Here is a 17,669-nt window from a genome sequence, read left to right as displayed (position 1 = left end):
GCCCCGGTTCAATCTGGAATCTGTACTGCATCTCCGTCGTAGCGGACTGGCACGGATTCAAAACGGGAGCCCCAGCCGATGGCTAGCCCCCAACGGCAAAGTCTCCGCCCGCCGGTGTCATATCCGCTGGCAGTCTGTCTTCAGAACCGCTTGCACCGCCATCGATCTTGGACCACATGACTCGCCCAAGATTCTTGCACATTACGCAGGCCTGAACGCGGTGTACCAACCAAGACGATCTCCACCGTCCGGATCTGGATACACGCTGTCGCTGAGCAACGGGTCGACGTGCCGGCACAGCGATTGCCGATACGTTGGTTGTCGAGCCCACCCAGGCGTTGGTCGGTCACTCGCGTGCGGCGATGACCGAGCGCCACGCCACGAAAAACGCGCGCAGCGAGATGGCAAGCGATCAGGAGCTTGAATGATCGCCCATCAATGCCAGTCCAACCATCGAGGCCACCCCTCCAATAGTGGATCGGGGCGCACGGAACTGATAGAAAAAGAGGGTATCGGAACAGCATCCGTTCTCCATCCAGGCAGGCAGCCCCTATGTCACGAGAAGAGCCTGAAGCCAACCGCACTCTTGAATCGGTGATCGCCGGCTACCTCGAACAAGCCGCCGCGCCTTGAACGCGCTGAACAATCAAGGCGGGTGGCACCATTTGGGAGGGGATGCGGCGGCGGAGGCGAGATGATGCCGGGGGCGCGATCGATTAAACTTTGCGGCACGGTCGGGTGGCGTTGGCGTGATACCATGGCACACACCCGCTCGGCTCTGTTTTTACACTCACCCCCTTTTGGCAAGATCCTAGATGAAACGTCGCACCTTTTTGTCCGTCGCCGCCTCGGCGGGCACCGTTGCCTGCCTCAACCAGCCCGAGCTTCTTGCTGCGGAGAAGACTACCTTGTCCAAGGACGACGTGATCCTGTTCCAAGGTGATTCGATCACCGATGCCGGGCGAAACAAAAAATCGCCCGTTGCCAACGAGGGACTCGGACGCGGTTATCCCAATTTCATCGCCGAATCGCTGCATCACGATTACCCGGATCTCAACCTGCAAATCCACAATCGGGGCATTTCCGGAAACAAGGTTCCCGACCTGGACCGCCGCTGGGAGAAAGACTGTCTCGAAATTGAACCCAAAATCCTCAGCATCCTGATCGGAGTCAACGACATCTGGCACAAGCTCAACGGCCGTTACGACGGAACTTCGGAAACCTATCGCGACGGATTTGCCGCGTTGCTGGAACGCACGCGAAACGCACTTCCGACGACCACCTTCGTGATCTGCGAGCCGTTTGTTTTGATGAGCGGCACGGTCAAGGAAAACCGCGACAAGTGGTTCCCTGAATTCGCCGTCCGCCGCGAGTATGCCAAAGACGTCGCCAAGAACGCCGGAGCAATCTGGGTGCCCTTCCAAAGCATGTTCGACGATGCAGTCGCCGAAGGAACCGAGCCCAAAATGCTGGCCGGCGATGGCGTCCACCCCACCCCACTCGGGCACCAACTGATGGCCAAAACCTGGCGCGAGGTGGTGGGAGTCTGACCCGCGTTCGCGACAAGTCGGCCGCCGTCTGGGGCGGCCGACTTTCCGATCACGCCTCGCCTACTTCACGCACTCTCCCAAGCCGGGATGATCCGCAGGGCGAACCCCAAGGGGCCAGTGGAACTTGCGATCCGATTCGTCGATCGCGTCGTCATTGATGCTGGCTTCGCGGCGTCGCATCAAACCGTCATCATCGAATTCCCAGTTCTCGTTGCCGTAAGCACGAAACCAGTTTCCCGTTTCGTCGTGGTATTCATACTGAAACCGAACCGCGATCCGGTTATCGGTGAATGCCCACAATTGTTTGACCAAACGGTACTCCTGCTCCCTGTCCCACTTTCCCAACAAGAACTCGACGATCTGCGGACGCCCTTGGACGAACGTGTCACGGTTTCGCCACTGACTGTTAACGGAATAGGCCAATGAAACACGTTCTGGGTCGCGCGTGTTCCATGCATCCTCGGCGGCCCGGACCTTTTGCGCCGCCGTTTCGCGAGTGAACGGCGGTCGTATGTCGGTTGGCTTTGGCATGCTGTCATCCTCCTTTCAAAAAGATGGTCAATACGGTGATCGGCTCGTGGCGTTAATCAGGCCACGCTGCACGTGTCGCTGTGGCAGCCACAGGACGAAGCTGAGTCGATCGGCTCGGCAGGCGGGAAATCGTTGTCCGTTTCCGCGACGTGGTTGAAGTAGTTGGTCAACAGGTTCAGCGCCGTGTTGGCCACGACTTCGACGATCTCGCCGTCCCCCAGCCCTGCACGACGGGCCGCCGCGACTTCGTCGTCGGAAACCAAACCGCGTTTTTCAACCAACTGTGCCGCAAACTTCACGATCGCGTCGGACTTTGCATCGGCGTCGGCCGCCGACCGGGCATCGCGGATCTGCTCGGCCGTCAGCCCGACCATCTTGCCGATCGCCGTGTGAGCGCTCAGGCAATAGTCACATCGATTGGCTTGCCCGACAGCCAACGCGATTCGCTCGCGATCTTTGGCCGACAGTCCGCCTGCGGCGAGCGCGCCGCTGAATTTCAGGTACGCGTCCAAGACGGCCGGTGAGTTGGCCATCGTGGACATCATGTTCGGGATCATGCCCAACTTGGACTCGACGCCATTGAGCAATTCTCGGGCGGTGCCGGTTGCGGTTGCAGGGTTGATGGGGCTGATTCGGGTCATCGCTACTGTCCTCATACAAAGGGGTTTTGAACGGCAAGCAGTGGAAGTCACTGCTCATTGCGATTCCCTATCGCAAGCCCCGGACCAAAGCCGCTAAAAAAACCGCAAGTGCCTACGCACACACGTTTTACGGAACGCACACGAGAATCTGCCAAGTACCGACATCTCGTAGATCCCCGAAATCTCGGTTGCCTCTCACGAATTTTCGCTTATGTTTCGCAGATGCTCAATGACAAGCCCCCCCTGATTGAACAGCCCAAGACGCTGCTGCTGGAGATGGCCCAACGGCTGCAGGTCAACGATGCGCTGAAGCTGATCGTCGATCACATTGCCGCGTCGCCGGCGGTGGCCTTGGTGAGGATCTGGCTGATTCGTCCGGGAGCGGGCTGCGAAACGTGTCCGCTGCGGCAAGAGTGCCCCGACCAAACCAGGTGTCTTCATTTGGTAGCCAGCGGCGGTGCGTCGTTAGTGGACCCGCAGCGTGACCTGTCGCGAACCGACGGCGCCTTTCGACGGTTCCCGATCGGAGTCCGCAAAGTGGGCCGGATCGCGGCGACAGGCGAACCATTGGAAGTCGGCAATCTGGCCGGCAAGCCCGATTGGCTGGTCCACCCCGATTGGGCCGAAGCGGAAGGCATTCGCGGTTTCGGTGGCCAACCGTTGGTGTACCGCGGTAAAGTGCTCGGGGTGCTGGCCGTGTTTAGTCGCAGCACGATCAACGACGACGACCTGGACTGGCTGCGTTCGATCGCCAACCACGCAGCGGCATCGCTTGCCAATGCGTCGGCGTGGGAAGAGATCGAATCGCTGCGCCGCCGCTTGGAAATGGAGAACGACTATCTGCAAGAGGAAGTGCGGACGAGAAATGCGTTCGGTGACATGGTCGGCCAAAGTGCGGCGCTGCGAAAAGTCGCCGAGCAGATTGAGCTTGTCGCACCGACCGATTCAACGGTTTTGGTCACCGGCCAAAGCGGCACCGGCAAGGAACTGGTCGCCCGCGAAATCCATCGGCGTTCGACACGCAACGATCGACCGCTGATCAAAGTCAACTGTGCCGCGATCCCGCGTGAACTGTATGACAGTGAATTTTTCGGCCACACCAAAGGCAGCTTTACCGGCGCGGTGCGTGATCGGATCGGACGTTTCGAATTGGCCGACGGGGGTACGTTGTTCCTGGATGAGATCGGTGAAATCCCACTTGATCTGCAGAGCAAGCTATTGCGAGTGCTTCAAGAATCAGAGCTGGAACGTGTCGGCGAAGAGCGTACACGCCGCGTCAACGTGCGGATCATCGCGGCGACCAATCGCGACTTGAAAGCGGAAAGCGATGCCGGACGATTCCGCGCTGATCTCTACTATCGCCTCAGTGTCTTTCCGATCGAGTTGCCACCGCTTTGCCAACGCAAGGAAGACATTCCGCTGCTCGCCGAACACCTTCTCACACAGCTCGCCCGCAAGCTCGGCCGTCCGACACCCCGGCTGACCAAGGCAAACGTGCATGAGTTACAACGTTACGATTGGCCCGGCAACGTTCGCGAATTCCAGCACGTCCTCGAACGCGCCATGATCACAGCCAAAGCCGGACGGTTACGATTCCAGCTTGCCCCCGGTCGATCCGCAAGCGACCGACCTTCCGCCAGCGGCCCCGGCGCGACCGACGACGCGACCGGGCCCGCCGAGGACGAACGCGTGATGACGGTCGCTGAACTGCGTGAACTGGAAACCAACAACATTCGCCGCGCCCTGTCACAAACCAAGGGTAAGGTGTCTGGAGCCGGTGGCGCTGCAGAATTGCTCGGCATGAAACCGACCACACTTGCGTCGCGAATCAAGAGCCTGGGGATTGAGCTACGCCGCTGAGGCCGGTCCGATCGCCCCACCAGGCACACACCGAACGTGCTGAAGTCGCCCGTTGCTTGAGGAAAAAACGCCGTGAAGCTCACCGCACGCATCATCGCGATCTGGCTGGTCATGATCGTCGCCGAAATCGCTCATGGAATCACCAGAGCCCTGACCCTGGTCCCTCTGGTCGGCCAGTTTCGTTCGAACCAGCTCGGCGTTTTCACCGGCTCGGCAATCCTGTTCGCAATCGCCACGTTGTCGATCCGCTGGATCGGTCCGACACGCCGCAGGGACCTGCTGCAGGCGGGCGTGATGTGGTTGGTGCTGACGCTGGCATTTGAACTGCTTTTCGGCCGGTTTGTGGCCGGCCTCTCGTGGCAACAACTTTCCGCCGATTACAACCTGCAGCAGGGTGGACTGATGCCGATCGGGATTTCCGTTCTGTTCGTCGCGCCGTGGCTGGCGGCTTGGTTTCGAGGCATTCGTATCGCCACCTAATCGCTTGCGGACTGCTTGCCCCGACAGCGGAACACGGCGTTGTTTGTTCGAGACGAAGCTAAAATGCCAGCTATGCTAAAATGACTGGACAGTTATAATTCTGGCCTGTCCCATGACACTTATCGTCTTTACAAGGATATATGAATGAAGCCGTTCGCAAAAACGCTATCGCTAGGTCTGCTGGCCTTATGTCTGGCCGGGTGCTCCTCACCAACGCCCGATGCCGTCTCCGATGCCGACCAATCTGCAATTGACGAGTACTTGGCAACCGAAGCCGCCGAGCAATCGGCGCTGGCCGGCGAGATGAAGAACGCCGACAAAGCCACGAAATAACATCGAGCGATCTCAGCGAGTGCGCCGCTTGCAGCGGTGCCGCACCGCGTTTTGCAACATCGCCTTTTGGTGCGGTGACCAACAACGAAAAAACTCTCGGCCCGCTGCGGGGCCGAGAGTTTTTTTATGTTATCGGATTCGGTGCCCGCCAAAGCCAACGCTGCGGCGGGCTAGCGATTCACCAGACTATTGATTCAATTGTTCTTGAATCGTTTCGCGAGAGGCTCGCGTGCCGAGTGCTCCCCAAAGTCCATAGGGGCTCTTCGAGCCTGGGACGGAGACACCGTTGACGGGGGACTGCCAAACCATTTCTTGGTGCAAGTCGCCTGATTCGATCGAGTCGGTGATGAAGATCACCGCACCATCGGCCAACAGAACATGCGCCCCACCTTGGTGGCGGCTAGACGGAGGAAACATGCCGGTTTGCCCGGAGTTGTTGCCGCCGCCGATAGGTGCGTTGGGAGGGAAAATCGTATGACAACCGCTGAAGTTCGGTCGGAAGTCGGCCCATTTGAACCCACGTCCATTGTTTGCATTCTCCGTCGGCGTCGCCGGTGCCCAATATCCCGGTCGATCGGGATCGAGCTGATTGTTGTCGACGCAATAGCTGGGGTTCAAACGAATTTCATTGGGCGGGTTACCGTTGATGCTTTGGGTTCCCCGTGCATCGCGGTCGCCGAGGTCGGTGAGGATTTCACCGAAGGCTACCGTATTGGACAAGCCGTCCAGGATGTCGCGAAACTTGGAGTCTTTGTGAGGCACAAACACTCCGCGGTCGGCGGCCAGCGAACGCATGGCCCAACTCGAGTTGGCGACGACCTCTCCGGTCGACGCTTGGTGCTGCTTCGGGCCGCGAACCGACCATTCCATCGAATCGCCCAGGCAGGCGGCGTAGTTGGTTCGCCCTTGAGCGGGCAGACCGACGCCGGGATCGCTGGGGCAACGCAGCATCGGGATCTCGGTGACCCAGGGACGGTATTGGATGAACTGCACGGTTGGCCCCATCGCGGGCCAAGGAACGCTCAGTCGGTTGGTCGGATCAATCGCGTTGATGTAGCTGGGGTTTGAAATCTCGTCCCAAATCGCTTGCTGCTCCATGAATGGAGTCAAACCGACCAGGGCACTCAACCGCCACGCGTTGGCATCGCCATAGTTCGTCCACCAGTTGGTGGTAGCGGTGACGACACCGAAGGGGGCGCTGCCTCCGTCGGTGCTGCCGGTGCCTACGCCATGGATAGGAAGCTGTTTGTAGGCGCTGTGATAGTTATGGACGGCCAACCCCAATTGCTTGAAGTTATTGCTGCAACTCATTCGTCGGGCGGCTTCTCGAGCTGCCTGGACGGCGGGAAGCAATAGACCGACGAGGATACCGATAATGGCGATAACAACCAAAAGCTCAACAAGTGTAAAACCGTTGCTCGGGCGAGCGGAACGCTTCATTGAAGGGTCTCGATGTAAAAGTGAAAAGGTAGTTCAGAAATACAAGTCTTTTTAACTTACGTTGCGGCCAATAAGTTTCGTTGATTTCACGCGCAATTAAAGAACTTCACATTGCGCGCATCCGGATCTTTCAACACGCTTCTTTTGGGTGGGCGAGTGACGGCACCGATGAGACCGCTGGACGAAGTGCTTGCATAAGGGTGGGATCCTACATGCTTGCTCATTCGAAATTATTGTCAAGGGATGAGGTTGCGAATTATTGCCCCGGCCGTCTTTAGATGCGGCCACGGCTCCTAGCGGTGTTTCTAATGCGTGTTGCTACAACCATAAACCCAACCTCTCCTCTCTTTATCATCGATATGTCCTTTAGCTTATAGAACACCATTCCGGGCGAAAGGTTGCCCACCCAAGCGTCGATCAGGGTGGCATGATGAATAACCAAAAGAACGAGACGGACCCTACAGTGAGTGGTCAGTGATCTCCCTGATCAAGCCCGAGATCGAATCACTCCGCAGCAATCGGAAATCAAGTGTCACCACCGAGTTCACCTGAGCGTTGGGCAAGAAAGGTAGCTCGCTAAGGTGTAGAAGTGATCCTCATTTGGAGGCGGCACCCTGCCGGCGCGACAGCCCGACGCGGCAGGTTCCCGATACCGCTAAACCAACACGAATGAGGAGGTCGCTCGCGCTGGCGCAAACCGGCTGACATCAATCGATGATCAGCCGTTTGGCGCGAGTCTACGAACGCCAATCCGCGCAAACGCTGCCTAAGATGACCATCGACCCTCCCCTCGCTGCGCTCGACTCTCTCTGCCAGGGCATTGGTATCTGCACAAGTCGCTTTTTGCCCAAAGGGCATGCATATCCCTAGCCTGGGGCAAGCAAACCGAGCATTTGCGAAGGTTGCGCCGCCCCAGGAACCTCATCGCAACGAGGTTCAATTTGGCCAACGGCCATGCACAACCCTCGCGTTTGACGAGGCATTTGTATATGGCCGTTGGCCAATCCCTCTGGTTTTCGTTTGCAGATCTTGGGCGATGCCCAAGTCGATGGATGTAAACGGCAGTTGGCCGAAACCATCCAAACAGAACTGATTTGACATGCAAAAGATTCGTGGATACCAATGCTGCCAGGGAGGGTTGCTTTGGCTGTGTAGAGACCGTCGTCCGCAGCGAAGGTGCCATGGAGAGAGGGGGAGGCCAGCGACCAAAGGAGGCGGCCATACAGAAAACGCGAACACGCCTCAAAGCGGTCGTGCTAAAGCAAATGGACACCGCGTTGGACAGTCACGGTTCCGAACAGTTTGGCCAACTCCTGTTGCAGATTCAGGATCTCGGTCTCCGAATCCGTTTCGACGGTGAGTTCATCGACGACTGTGCTGCCGCTTTTGATGGAGATGCGGTGCTCGGGGTGTTGCTGCAACGCGACCTTTTCGTCGAACTCAGCGGCATCGACGGGTGGATTGAAGATGAATCGTGTGGCCATGGGAGCTTCCAGTGTCTTCGACGAAATGGGCAGTGTGTCAGAACTGTGTGTCGGAACAATCCGGCGACAGCGCAACGCCCTGTCGCCGTCCCACCATTCTAACCAGTCGTCGGCGAGGGCTGGACGACTCGACACAACGGGATCATCGCTAAAGCAACTGGATCAGATTTCGACGTGGGTCACACCCGCGACTTCATCGAAGTGGCCGATCTTGAGCACTTGCCCGTTCGATCCGGGGAACTCCGCGACGAACGCGGGGTCGCAAACCATGACCGGCGGCGACAAGGACGTACCGATGGTGATGCCGACCGAAACCAAGTACGACATCCCGAGTGTGAACGCGACGAACCAGGGGATCTGGCCCGCCGCCATACGAATCAACTGATCGCGTTTGGCGCGCGAGAGTTCGTTCTCCACGCCGTACTGCTCGATCACGTCGTGACGTTGCAGCGGGTTGGTCAGCTCCAACATCTCATCGAACGAGCACCCGGTCGTGCGATTTTTCTCAAAGGTTTTGGCCGCCCGCAACGCGATTCGACGACGCTGAAATTCCAGCTTGGCCTGATAGGCATCGATCGCTTTCTGACGCCGCTGGATCGCCCGATTTGCGATCGCTCGCGGCATGGCCATGGTTGCGTGAGCCATTTTTCCGAGCGTGTGCCGAGGACGTCGGAACAGATACATGCGACGGTATTCGGTAAACACTTCCTCCTGAACCTTGGTGATAGCGGACATCAGGCCTTCGCGGGAAGTGAAGATCAGTTCGTGATCGACTTCAATGCAGAGCGGCTTGAGGTAATAGACTTTGACGCCGCGTCGCTTGCCGGGCCCAGCAAGGAATTCGTCCAGGCGGGTCTGCACACAAGCGGGGATCGGATCGGTGATCTTGTCAAAGTGGTCCTGCTGAGTGACGGTGAAGAACAACTTGCTTTGGGGCAGCCGGATCGAAGCCTTGGTCAGTTCCAGCTCTCGGACTTGCGTGAATTGGCCGCGATGTTCTTCGACGACCGATTCCCAGCTTTTCTCTTTGGACGTCAAGATGCCCGATTGACGAAGCATCGTCTCGGCCATTTCCTTGCTCGCGTCTTTGGGCGGCACAAGAATCGGATCGCCGGCCCAGGTTCCGAACGGCTCCAGTTCCTGATCCAAGGTAAACGGTTGAGCTGTCCGTGGATCGACCTTCGACGGTCTCACCCGTGACACAGGCTTCGGCGTCGCGTTGCCAAGCATACTTGTCGTTGCCATGTTGACTTCCCCAGTGACCGGTTCTCGAAAAGACGTAAGTGAACTCATCGCGTCGAACGCTTCGGTCGCCGTGAAGCGGACCTGTTGAGCAGGCGTGGGCGGACATTGCATCGGGCGCGACAACTGAAAAGTTGAATCCAAATTCTACCGCGTCCCAGGGCCGCAAGTCCAAGAAACCATCGAAATTGTTACCCACCGATGGCAGGGCGGCCCCAGCGATGATAGTGTTCAAAAATTCCGTGGGGCCGCGTTGCCATCGGTGGGCTCGGTGGTCGTTTCGTCGCTCCACACGTTACAGCCTGCCCCGTTTTCCGCTCGAAAAACGAAACCCGCCTTCAGATCTGGGCGGAGTATTAATCCTTCAGCACGGTGACCGGCGTACCCGGGTTGAGCTGGTCACTGGGGTATTCGATCACGCGTTCCCCCTCGACCAATCCCGAAACGACTTGGGCTTGTGATTCGTTTTGGATGCCGATCTCGACCTTCCGCAGTTCGGCGGCGCCGTTTTGCACCACCAGAACATGCCATTGTTGCTCGTAGCGAAACAGGGCGTTGTTGGGGATCAACAGGGCCTTGTCGAGCTGGTTGATGGTGATCCGAGCCTCGACTCGATAGCCGTCTCCCAGCGAAGCGATTCGCTGGGGCGGTTCGTTGAAATCGGCGATCACGTTGACGCGTTGCTCTTCGACGCCGAGCGATGAAATCTTGGTAAACGCCCCGGGTTCCACCACGCGCACGCTGCCCTTGAGCGGAGATTCCCCACCCCAGTGCTCGATCGTGACGTCCGCGCCGGTTCGAATTTTGACCGCGTCGGTCGACAACACGTCGATCTCCATTTCCAGGTTGCGTGGATCGCCCAGTTCGATCAACGGTGTTCCGACGTTGACCACCGTGGAACTTTTTTCCATCACCCGCAGCACTCGACCGTCGATGGGAGAAAAGATTTCAAAGGGAGCGACTTGGACCTCGTCGTCGTCTTGTTCAAATTGATTCAGAGCCGCCTTGGCCATCTTGAGTTCAAATCGTGAGATTTCCGATTCGAAGGACGCGGTTTCGATCGCTTGTTTGTCCGCCAGCATTTGCGATTCGGCGATGTCATATTCGTCCTGCGAAATGCCACGTTGGGGCAGCAGACGTTTGGCACGATCGAATTTTGTTTGGCTCAAGCCGAAATCGATCCTGGCCTGTTGCTCCCTGGAATCGGCTCGCAGCACGGCGGCCTCGGCGGCTTGAACCCGGGCATGGGTCTCGGCCAACGAACGTTGGTCCAGCAACGCGGGGTCACTGGGCAGAATCACCGCCAGCAAGCGATCCACACTGATGTAATCGCCTTCGCGGAGTTCGATGCGTGACAAACGGCCCGAAACCGGCGCGGACACGGTGTACTTTTCTCGAATCCGGGTCTTACCGTCTTCGACCACCGACACCCGTAGCGGCCCGACCGTGACCGGGGTTGCTCGGACCGCAACGGGTTTGGGGAACAGCGCAGCGACGGCGACCATGACGAGCGAGATCACCAGGATTCCCCACAGCAATGTCTTTAGCGAAAATCGCACCACTAGTCCCTTGTTTTTAGCACGCTGATCAGATCCAAACGTTTCACGCGTCGTTGCACCAGCAGCGCCGAAAGGATCGTCGCCACCACGACCACCGACGAAGCCAACAGCAACGTGTTTCGGCTGACCACCAACGGAATCCGGTAGTTGTCGGTGTCCAACCCCGCCGTCATCACCGCCGCCAAACCGTACCCGATCACGCAACCGAGCGGGATCGCCAACACGGTAAAAATGATGATCTCTCCCAATAGCACGGTGGATACCTCACGATTGGTAAACCCCATGACACGCATCGTCGCCAAGTCACGCTGCCGTTCGGACAACGAAATCTTGGCGGTGTTGTAGACCACGCCGATCGCGATCACCGCGGCGAACATCACGATGAAGGACCGCATGACCAAGATGTTCTCGGCGACGGTTTGTTCAAAACTTTGCATCATGGCGTCCTTGATCGTGACACTGCCCACCCCCGGGCGTTCTTCCAGTTCGGCGAACACCGCATCGATGCGATTCGGATCGACTTTCAAAAACGCCCCCGAAGCAACGTTGGATTCCAACAGGACCTCGTGAAGGCGGCGTTTGTTCATGTACGCGTTGATTCCCGCGTATTCTTCCACGATCGCCGAAACCTCCATCGTCAACGTCGGACGCTTGCCTTCCAAGACCTCGACGATCACTTCGTCACCGATCGAGGCCCCCAAGACCTCCGAGAGTTTGCTGTTGAGCATGATCCCGAATTCGGGCACTCGCACTTCGCGTTCATCGGCATCCAACAATCGATACAGTTGGGGATCGGGCAGCAGCCCCATGATGCCGATCCGACGCGAACGATTCTGGAATCGAATGCGGGTGGCGACACTCCGCATCGTTTCACTCTCCAAGACCCCGTCCAGGTTTTGCACTTCGTACATCACCGATTCGGTCGCCGGTTCCACGAAGGTGACGGTCAGGTCCTGACGCTGGGCCAGACGAAATTGAAACTCCATCATGTAGTTCATCGCGTCGAGGGAAAAATTGCCGAGCACCATCACCGCGACGGCCATGGCAATTCCGACGACCGAAAGTGCCGCACGGACCGGTCGCCGAGTCAAGTTACGGACGACCATCCGCATTTCCGGTGCCAAAAACCGCTTGGGAACCACACGCTCAAACCAAGACGTTCGGTAGCTCGGCGGCGCCTCGGGCCGCATCGCTTCGGCCGGCGGCAATGTGACGGCTGATCGTACCGACAGAAACGTCCCCACCACCGCGGCAGCACTGGTCATCAAAAATGCGGCGGCGACGGCAGGCCAATTGATCAGAAACGTCAAAGCCGGAAACTTGTAAAACTCCTCATACATTCCCATCATATTGGCCCCCATCCAAAACCCGATCAACGAACCGGCAATGCTACCGCCCACGCTGATCACGAACACCAGGTTCAGGTAATGGGCGCCGACTTCGAAATCGGAATACCCGAAGGCCTTGAGCGCGGCGATTTGTTCGCGTTGCTGGGTGATGATTCGAGAGACTGCGATGTTGAGCAGAAACGCGGCAACGCCCAAAAAGATCGCCGGTGCCATCACCGCCATGCCGCGAAGCTGTGACAATTCGTCGGACAAATACCGGTGCGACAATTGCTCGTCACGGTCGTACGCGCCGACGCTGCCATAGGGTTTGAGCAAGCGATCCAGTTCATCGATCACGCGTGCCGTCTCGTGACCGAGTGCCAAACGGACGGTAACGCTGTTGAAGGCGCCGGTCATGTCGAAGGCGGCTTCCAAGTCCCGGCGGCCGATCCAGAAGATGCCGAACCGTTTGTCGTCCGGCAAAACGCTGCCCGGTTGAACTTGGATGACGTATTCCGGCGACAACGCGATCCCGACGATCTTCATCGATTGGGTCTTGCCATTGATGATCGCACGCACCTGGTCACCGGGCACAAATCCGTGCGCCGCGGCAAACACCTCCGAAACCACGACTTCGCCACTTTGCAACGGCTCGATCATGCGACCACGGCGGATGTAAACTTGATTCAGCTCGCTTTGGCCGCGGTCGGGCACGCTGATCAATCGAGCGGTGGCCGGCTCGGACATGCCGACCACATCCAACAGGACGTCGTAGACCAAGCGGGTTTCAATAGCCGCGACTCCCTCGATGTCGCGCAGTCGCGGCAACAGCGCGTCGGGAGCCCGGTGTGTTGAGGTAAAGACGTCCGCAAACCGATAGTCGCGGTAGAACGCGTCCTTGGTCGCCGTCAACGAACGATAGGCGCACATCGACATCACAAAAGTGGCGACGCCGGCGGCAATGACCAACACGATCGCCGCCGCTTGCCCACGTAATTGATACAGGTCTCGGAGCAGCTTGCGGTCCAGCTTTCGCATCGCTCACCACCTCAGGTCCTGCGCCGCGACCTTGGTCGAGTTGGTTTCGATGCCGGCGATGTGACCGTCGGACAACAGGATCACCCGGTCGGCCATTTTGGCGATCTCCGCGTTGTGTGTGATGACCGCGGTGGTGGTCCCCAACTGTCGATTGATCTGCCCGATCGCTTGCAACACCACGATCCCCGTTTGCACGTCCAACGCGCCGGTCGGTTCGTCGCACAGCAACACGTTCGGATTCTTCGCGATCGCCCGAGCAATCGCGACGCGCTGCTGCTCTCCCCCGGAAAGCTGAGCGGGAAAGTGGTCGGCGCGGGGCTTTAATCCCACCAGATCCAACGCATCCATTGCGTCCATCGGCGACGTGGCGATCTCGGTGATCAATTCAACGTTTTCACGAGCCGTCAAACTGGGAATCAGGTTGTAAAACTGAAACACGAAACCGACGTTGTCGCGGCGATAACGCGTCAGCTCGGAGGCATCACTGGCGGTCAGTTCGTGATCCAGGTAATGAACCGTTCCTGACGTGGGCGAGTCCAAACCGCCCAGGATGTTCAGCAGCGTCGACTTTCCGCTGCCCGATGCCCCCAGCAGCACGACGAATTCGCCTTCGTAAAGCTCAAGGCTGACCCCGCGCAGCGCGTGCACTTGCACTTCGCCCATCTGATAGATCTTGGCGATGTCGATGGCGTGAAACACGCTGGTTTTATCGGTCTGGACCTTTGTTGCGCTCATAGTCTGTGTCAAAGGCCGCGTTTTGATTGAGAAATGCTGCCGGCCGGAAAAGTATCCTAACCTGCAAAGTCGTCCCAACCGATTCATTCGATACGCGTCGGGCACGCATGTGATTGACGGCGTTATTGCGATCGAGCCGAAAATGGACACGCCTTTTTATAGCGGATAAGCCGATGGGGAATCGACACGGATCGTTCGGCCGGCATCAACCAGCCGACAGCGAGGTGAAAAGCCTGCCCCGCTGTTGCGGCGCTGCCACCACCGGTCGTTTCATGCTGTTGTGGATCGCGGTCTCGTTTTTGACCGGGCCGTTTTTGACCGCGACGTGTGCGATCGCGCAGCCCGCTCCTACGCACGGTGGTGCAGAACCAGCGGACTGGGAGGCGGACGTCGAGTTGGATCCGGTGACGGAAATCGCACCGGTCAGCGCACCGGAAATCGCACCGGAAATCGCACCGGTCAGCGCACCGGTCAGCCAGCGATGGTCGACCGCTGAGCGATCCGCGTCTCGGCACTGGTTGCGGCTCAACGGCAGATTGACCCAGCAGATGCTCGATTTCCAGAACCGACAGACGGACAAAGAACGGCATCTGCTGCATCACCGCCGGCAATTCGGATCGACGTCGCCCGCCGTGGTTGTCGGCGGCCAGGCACGGCTTTCGTTTCTGGCGGCGACGACCAACACAGAAAACAAGTTTCCTTACCTGGGCCGATTTCCGACGGATTTCAGCGGCAAAACAGCCACCGACGCGCGGATGCTGCAAGCCAACGCGCACGCGACCGCGTATGTCGCGCCCACGGTCAGCGTCCACGGAGAACTATTGTTTTCCGACGTCTTCAGCTTCGGTGATTTCAAACAGGGCAGCCTGCAAGTCAGACAGGCGTACGCTTTGATCGGTGATCTGGACGTTTCGCCGTTCTACTTCTATCTCGGCAAGAAAAATGTCGGCTTTGGCGATTTCAGCACGCTCAGCCCGTTCACCCAGGCCGTCACTTGGCACTATTTCGCCGCGTTGGCAGAAGGCGTCGGCATCGGATACCACGATCAACGCTGGGACCTGACCGCGGCGGCAATCAACGGTGGCCGCGGAATCCGTCTGAATGATTCGCCCGAGCGCGGCAAACTGAACAACCTGGCGGCCAACGCGACTTGGCATACCGGAGACTCCTCCACACACTCGGTCCAACTGGGCGTCGGATTCCTACTCGGAACCATCTATGACGGTTTCAGTGCCGAGCATTTGGAGTCGAACCAATTCGGGTCCGATTACAACAGCGGATGGAACGTCAACGGCCGTATCGACAAGGGCCGATTGTCCTTGGCGGGAGAATTTGTTTCGACCACCCATCCCTGGCCGGTCACCGGAACATTGGTCAGCGCCTATCGAACCGAAGCCGCCTATTGGATCGATCGGGACACCTGCCCGCAGTACGTCAGTGTCAGCTGGAGTGCGGGTGACCAGGGCTCCGACGGCTCAGAATTTGAATTCAATCGCCAGTTGGTGATCGGCTATTTCCGCCACCTGAACGGCTATTGCAGCGTGTCGGCTGAATACGTCCGCAGTTCGGGCTTTGCCCCGCTGATCGACATCACAACCGTTAGCGATCGGGATGTGGTGCAAGAGAGTCTGGTGCTGGGCATGACGTTGGTCATTTAGTAACCAACGGAAAACAAACGTCGGGTCCCACTCATTTTCCGTCCATCGCTTTGACCGATCTGGCCAAAGCGTACTGAGCGGTAACGCACACCATTTCGCGAAGTGTGCGTCACCGGCCAAACGCTGCGTCAGAAAGCACGACATCACGGTTGGCACAACGCTTGCGATTGTGCTTGGTCTGTTACGGTTCGAGGTCTTTCCCCAATCGAAATCGATCGATGATCAAGTCATTCAAAACTGCGTTGGGCGTGCTTTTTTTGTCGGCGCTAGTTGGATGCACGCCGAATCCAAAGTCCGGCTGGGGGTTCACGTTGCCCGAAGGCGATGCCGAACGTGGTAAGGCGACGTTTGTGGCGTTGCAGTGCAACGGGTGTCACACGGTGGACGGAGTGGAGTTGGACGCCAGCGTGTCCGAAGACGTGACGACGGTCGCCCTGGGTGGCAAAAAGGGATACGTGGTGACCTACGGAGACCTCGTGACGTCCATCATCAACCCGTCCCACCGCTTCGCGCTCGGTTACAAATCCGACGAGATCCAAGAGGGCGAGGTTTCCAAGATGCGGTCGTACAATGACGAAATGACGGTGACGCAATTGGCGGATCTGGTCACGTTCTTGCAACAGCATTACGAAGTGGAGATCTACGTGCCGACGCCCTTCGTGCCATATTATTAACCACTGAAGCACGGCTTTGGACGCTACTGGTTTCGTTGCTGGGACCTCAGATAGATGTCGCGGCATTCGTCTTCGCGGCCTCGAATGATTCGGCATCCGTGTAGTTTCCCGAACTGGGACGTGATCACCGTCCAGCGGCCGTGCTGTTGGTCGTCGTCACGGTAGATCACCACCCAATCCTTCGTCGTGTTCAATTCATGCGCGCGTGCCGAGTTGGAATACAAGGCGGTGTAGTGGCGGTCGTCACGCTGGGTGTGCAAGATCGGCAACCAGGCGACACCGCCGGGATTGAATTTGGTGGGCGCGACCTTGGGCAGTTTGTCCTGTTCTGCTTTGCGACGGTACTCGGCGTCGACGTCCAAGATCTCGGCAACCGGAATCGAACGATCTGTCTGCGGATACAAGGGCGTCATCGGACTGGGGTTTCGCCGCAATCGTTCAGCCAGCACCTCTTGAATCGCGGCGGCCCGTTTCCGCCCAATCCCGGGGACCTGACCGAGTTTGCCGTGGATCGCCGCGTTGTACAGTTCGGGAAGTGTTTCCACGTGCAGCGCGTCATAGATTCGATGGGCCAGTTCGGGACCGATCGTGGGCAATGTCGTAAAGATCCTTTCCGCGGTCGCCTCACCACGCAACCGATCCAGCAGCGGGACTCGACCGGTTCTCAAATACTGGTCGATCAGACTCGCGATCGATTGCCCGACCGTCTCGATTCGAATCAAGCCCTCGATCCCATGCTTCTGGTCAATCCATCGCACGGGGGTTTGAAGGTTCAACAACGTGCCGGCCGCCTTGCGGTAGGCCGACACACGGAATTCGCTGGCGTGTTGCGATTCCAGCAAACTGGCGATCTCGCCGAGATGATTTGCGATCCGCCTGTTTTCGTCCAACCCGACGCGTCGCCGCTCGGCAGGATCGTCGACGGACGAAAGGGACGAATTTGAGGATGGAGACTCCGCATTATCCATGACACACCGCCTGCAGTTCCGTGGTCCTAGGATCGTCACCAGAAAACACCGTCGGGTCGGCTTGATTATACACCAGCAGACTTCGTGCCGTTGGGCGCGACACCACCGCTGATCGGACGCTAACCGCGGCGGCGATCACGCCAGGCGT

At 58.3% G+C, this 17,669-nt stretch carries 15 protein-coding genes; 6 read left to right on the top strand and 9 right to left on the bottom strand.

The window, feature by feature from the left end; translation table 11 throughout:
* Positions 1-815: 815 nt before the first annotated feature.
* Complete coding sequence (locus TBK1r_RS04235; RefSeq protein WP_145207678.1) at positions 816-1,550, top strand: SGNH/GDSL hydrolase family protein; 735 nt, start codon at positions 816-818, stop codon at positions 1,548-1,550.
* A 60-nt stretch (positions 1,551-1,610) separates the two neighbouring features.
* Here the strand turns inward: TBK1r_RS04235 and TBK1r_RS04230 are convergent, their stop codons facing one another.
* Together TBK1r_RS04230 and TBK1r_RS04225 are read right to left on the bottom strand one after the other, a co-directional pair.
* On the bottom strand, positions 1,611-2,081 hold the full coding sequence (locus TBK1r_RS04230; RefSeq protein ID WP_145207677.1) for a nuclear transport factor 2 family protein: 471 nt from the start codon (positions 2,079-2,081) through the stop codon (positions 1,611-1,613).
* 56 nt (positions 2,082-2,137) lie between these two features.
* On the bottom strand, positions 2,138-2,722 hold the full coding sequence (locus TBK1r_RS04225; protein ID WP_145207676.1) for a carboxymuconolactone decarboxylase family protein: 585 nt from the start codon (positions 2,720-2,722) through the stop codon (positions 2,138-2,140).
* A 222-nt stretch (positions 2,723-2,944) separates the two neighbouring features.
* Between TBK1r_RS04225 and TBK1r_RS04220 the strand changes: the two genes are divergently transcribed.
* From TBK1r_RS04220 to TBK1r_RS04210, 3 genes are all read left to right on the top strand, one after another.
* A complete protein-coding gene (locus TBK1r_RS04220; protein WP_145207675.1) occupies positions 2,945-4,582 on the top strand; it encodes a sigma-54-dependent Fis family transcriptional regulator in 1,638 nt (545 codons plus the stop codon).
* Between the two features lie 72 nt (positions 4,583-4,654).
* On the top strand, positions 4,655-5,062 hold the full coding sequence (locus TBK1r_RS04215) for a hypothetical protein (protein WP_145207674.1): 408 nt from the start codon (positions 4,655-4,657) through the stop codon (positions 5,060-5,062).
* A 144-nt stretch (positions 5,063-5,206) separates the two neighbouring features.
* Positions 5,207-5,395 (top strand): hypothetical protein, encoded by a 189-nt coding sequence (locus TBK1r_RS04210; protein ID WP_145207673.1) that lies wholly within the window; start codon positions 5,207-5,209, stop codon positions 5,393-5,395.
* Positions 5,396-5,581: 186 nt separating this feature from the next.
* Here TBK1r_RS04210 and TBK1r_RS04205 read toward each other — a convergent pair whose 3' ends face one another.
* The 6 genes from TBK1r_RS04205 to TBK1r_RS04180 form a co-directional block, all read right to left on the bottom strand.
* Positions 5,582-6,835 carry a DUF1559 domain-containing protein gene (locus TBK1r_RS04205; RefSeq protein WP_145207672.1) on the bottom strand — a complete coding sequence of 418 codons (1,254 nt, stop codon included), beginning with the start codon at positions 6,833-6,835 and terminating at the stop codon, positions 5,582-5,584.
* 1,256 nt (positions 6,836-8,091) lie between these two features.
* The gene (locus TBK1r_RS04200; RefSeq protein WP_145207671.1) at positions 8,092-8,319 is read right to left on the bottom strand and encodes a hypothetical protein; all 228 of its coding nucleotides are present in this window, start codon (positions 8,317-8,319) and stop codon (positions 8,092-8,094) included.
* A 162-nt stretch (positions 8,320-8,481) separates the two neighbouring features.
* Positions 8,482-9,564 (bottom strand): hypothetical protein, encoded by a 1,083-nt coding sequence (locus tag TBK1r_RS04195; protein WP_145207670.1) that lies wholly within the window; start codon positions 9,562-9,564, stop codon positions 8,482-8,484.
* Between the two features lie 353 nt (positions 9,565-9,917).
* Entirely contained in the window at positions 9,918-11,120 is a 1,203-nt protein-coding gene (locus TBK1r_RS04190) for an efflux RND transporter periplasmic adaptor subunit (protein ID WP_145207669.1), read from the bottom strand.
* Positions 11,121-11,122: 2 nt separating this feature from the next.
* Entirely contained in the window at positions 11,123-13,486 is a 2,364-nt protein-coding gene (locus TBK1r_RS04185) for an ABC transporter permease (RefSeq protein ID WP_145207668.1), read from the bottom strand.
* Between the two features lie 3 nt (positions 13,487-13,489).
* The gene (locus TBK1r_RS04180) at positions 13,490-14,221 is read right to left on the bottom strand and encodes an ABC transporter ATP-binding protein (RefSeq protein ID WP_145207667.1); all 732 of its coding nucleotides are present in this window, start codon (positions 14,219-14,221) and stop codon (positions 13,490-13,492) included.
* 173 nt (positions 14,222-14,394) lie between these two features.
* Here TBK1r_RS04180 and TBK1r_RS04175 point away from each other — a divergent pair, with 173 nt between their 5' ends.
* Positions 14,395-15,879, top strand: a complete 1,485-nt coding sequence (locus TBK1r_RS04175; protein WP_145207666.1) for a hypothetical protein — start codon at positions 14,395-14,397, stop codon at positions 15,877-15,879.
* A 218-nt stretch (positions 15,880-16,097) separates the two neighbouring features.
* Positions 16,098-16,553 (top strand): c-type cytochrome, encoded by a 456-nt coding sequence (locus TBK1r_RS04170; protein WP_145207665.1) that lies wholly within the window; start codon positions 16,098-16,100, stop codon positions 16,551-16,553.
* A gap of 23 nt (positions 16,554-16,576) precedes the next feature.
* Here TBK1r_RS04170 and TBK1r_RS04165 read toward each other — a convergent pair whose 3' ends face one another.
* Positions 16,577-17,521: a helix-hairpin-helix domain-containing protein gene (locus TBK1r_RS04165; protein WP_145207664.1), complete on the bottom strand. Its 945-nt coding sequence runs from the start codon at positions 17,519-17,521 to the stop codon at positions 16,577-16,579.
* Between the last annotated feature and the right edge of the window lie 148 nt (positions 17,522-17,669).

Origin of the sequence: Stieleria magnilauensis (assembly GCA_007753675.1) — a bacterium.
Lineage (GTDB): Bacteria > Planctomycetota > Planctomycetia > Pirellulales > Pirellulaceae > Stieleria > Stieleria magnilauensis.
Note: the sequence above shows the minus strand (reverse complement) of the source record. Positions and strands in the feature narration are given on the sequence as shown.

What these genes read in the sequence shown, in the direction of transcription:
- TBK1r_RS04180 (WP_145207667.1), bottom strand. Translation starts at nt 14,221, where the DNA reads ATGAGCGCAACAAAGGTCCAGACCGATAAAACCAGCGTGTTTCACGCC.
- TBK1r_RS04195 (WP_145207670.1), bottom strand. Translation starts at nt 9,564, where the DNA reads ATGGCAACGACAAGTATGCTTGGCAACGCGACGCCGAAGCCTGTGTCA.
- TBK1r_RS04185 (WP_145207668.1), bottom strand. Translation starts at nt 13,486, where the DNA reads ATGCGAAAGCTGGACCGCAAGCTGCTCCGAGACCTGTATCAATTACGT.
- TBK1r_RS04205 (WP_145207672.1), bottom strand. Translation starts at nt 6,835, where the DNA reads ATGAAGCGTTCCGCTCGCCCGAGCAACGGTTTTACACTTGTTGAGCTT.
- TBK1r_RS04165 (WP_145207664.1), bottom strand. Translation starts at nt 17,521, where the DNA reads ATGGATAATGCGGAGTCTCCATCCTCAAATTCGTCCCTTTCGTCCGTC.
- TBK1r_RS04210 (WP_145207673.1), top strand. Translation starts at nt 5,207, where the DNA reads ATGAAGCCGTTCGCAAAAACGCTATCGCTAGGTCTGCTGGCCTTATGT.
- TBK1r_RS04170 (WP_145207665.1), top strand. Translation starts at nt 16,098, where the DNA reads ATGATCAAGTCATTCAAAACTGCGTTGGGCGTGCTTTTTTTGTCGGCG.
- TBK1r_RS04175 (WP_145207666.1), top strand. Translation starts at nt 14,395, where the DNA reads ATGGGGAATCGACACGGATCGTTCGGCCGGCATCAACCAGCCGACAGC.
- TBK1r_RS04200 (WP_145207671.1), bottom strand. Translation starts at nt 8,319, where the DNA reads ATGGCCACACGATTCATCTTCAATCCACCCGTCGATGCCGCTGAGTTC.
- TBK1r_RS04220 (WP_145207675.1), top strand. Translation starts at nt 2,945, where the DNA reads ATGCTCAATGACAAGCCCCCCCTGATTGAACAGCCCAAGACGCTGCTG.
- TBK1r_RS04225 (WP_145207676.1), bottom strand. Translation starts at nt 2,722, where the DNA reads ATGACCCGAATCAGCCCCATCAACCCTGCAACCGCAACCGGCACCGCC.
- TBK1r_RS04235 (WP_145207678.1), top strand. Translation starts at nt 816, where the DNA reads ATGAAACGTCGCACCTTTTTGTCCGTCGCCGCCTCGGCGGGCACCGTT.
- TBK1r_RS04230 (WP_145207677.1), bottom strand. Translation starts at nt 2,081, where the DNA reads ATGCCAAAGCCAACCGACATACGACCGCCGTTCACTCGCGAAACGGCG.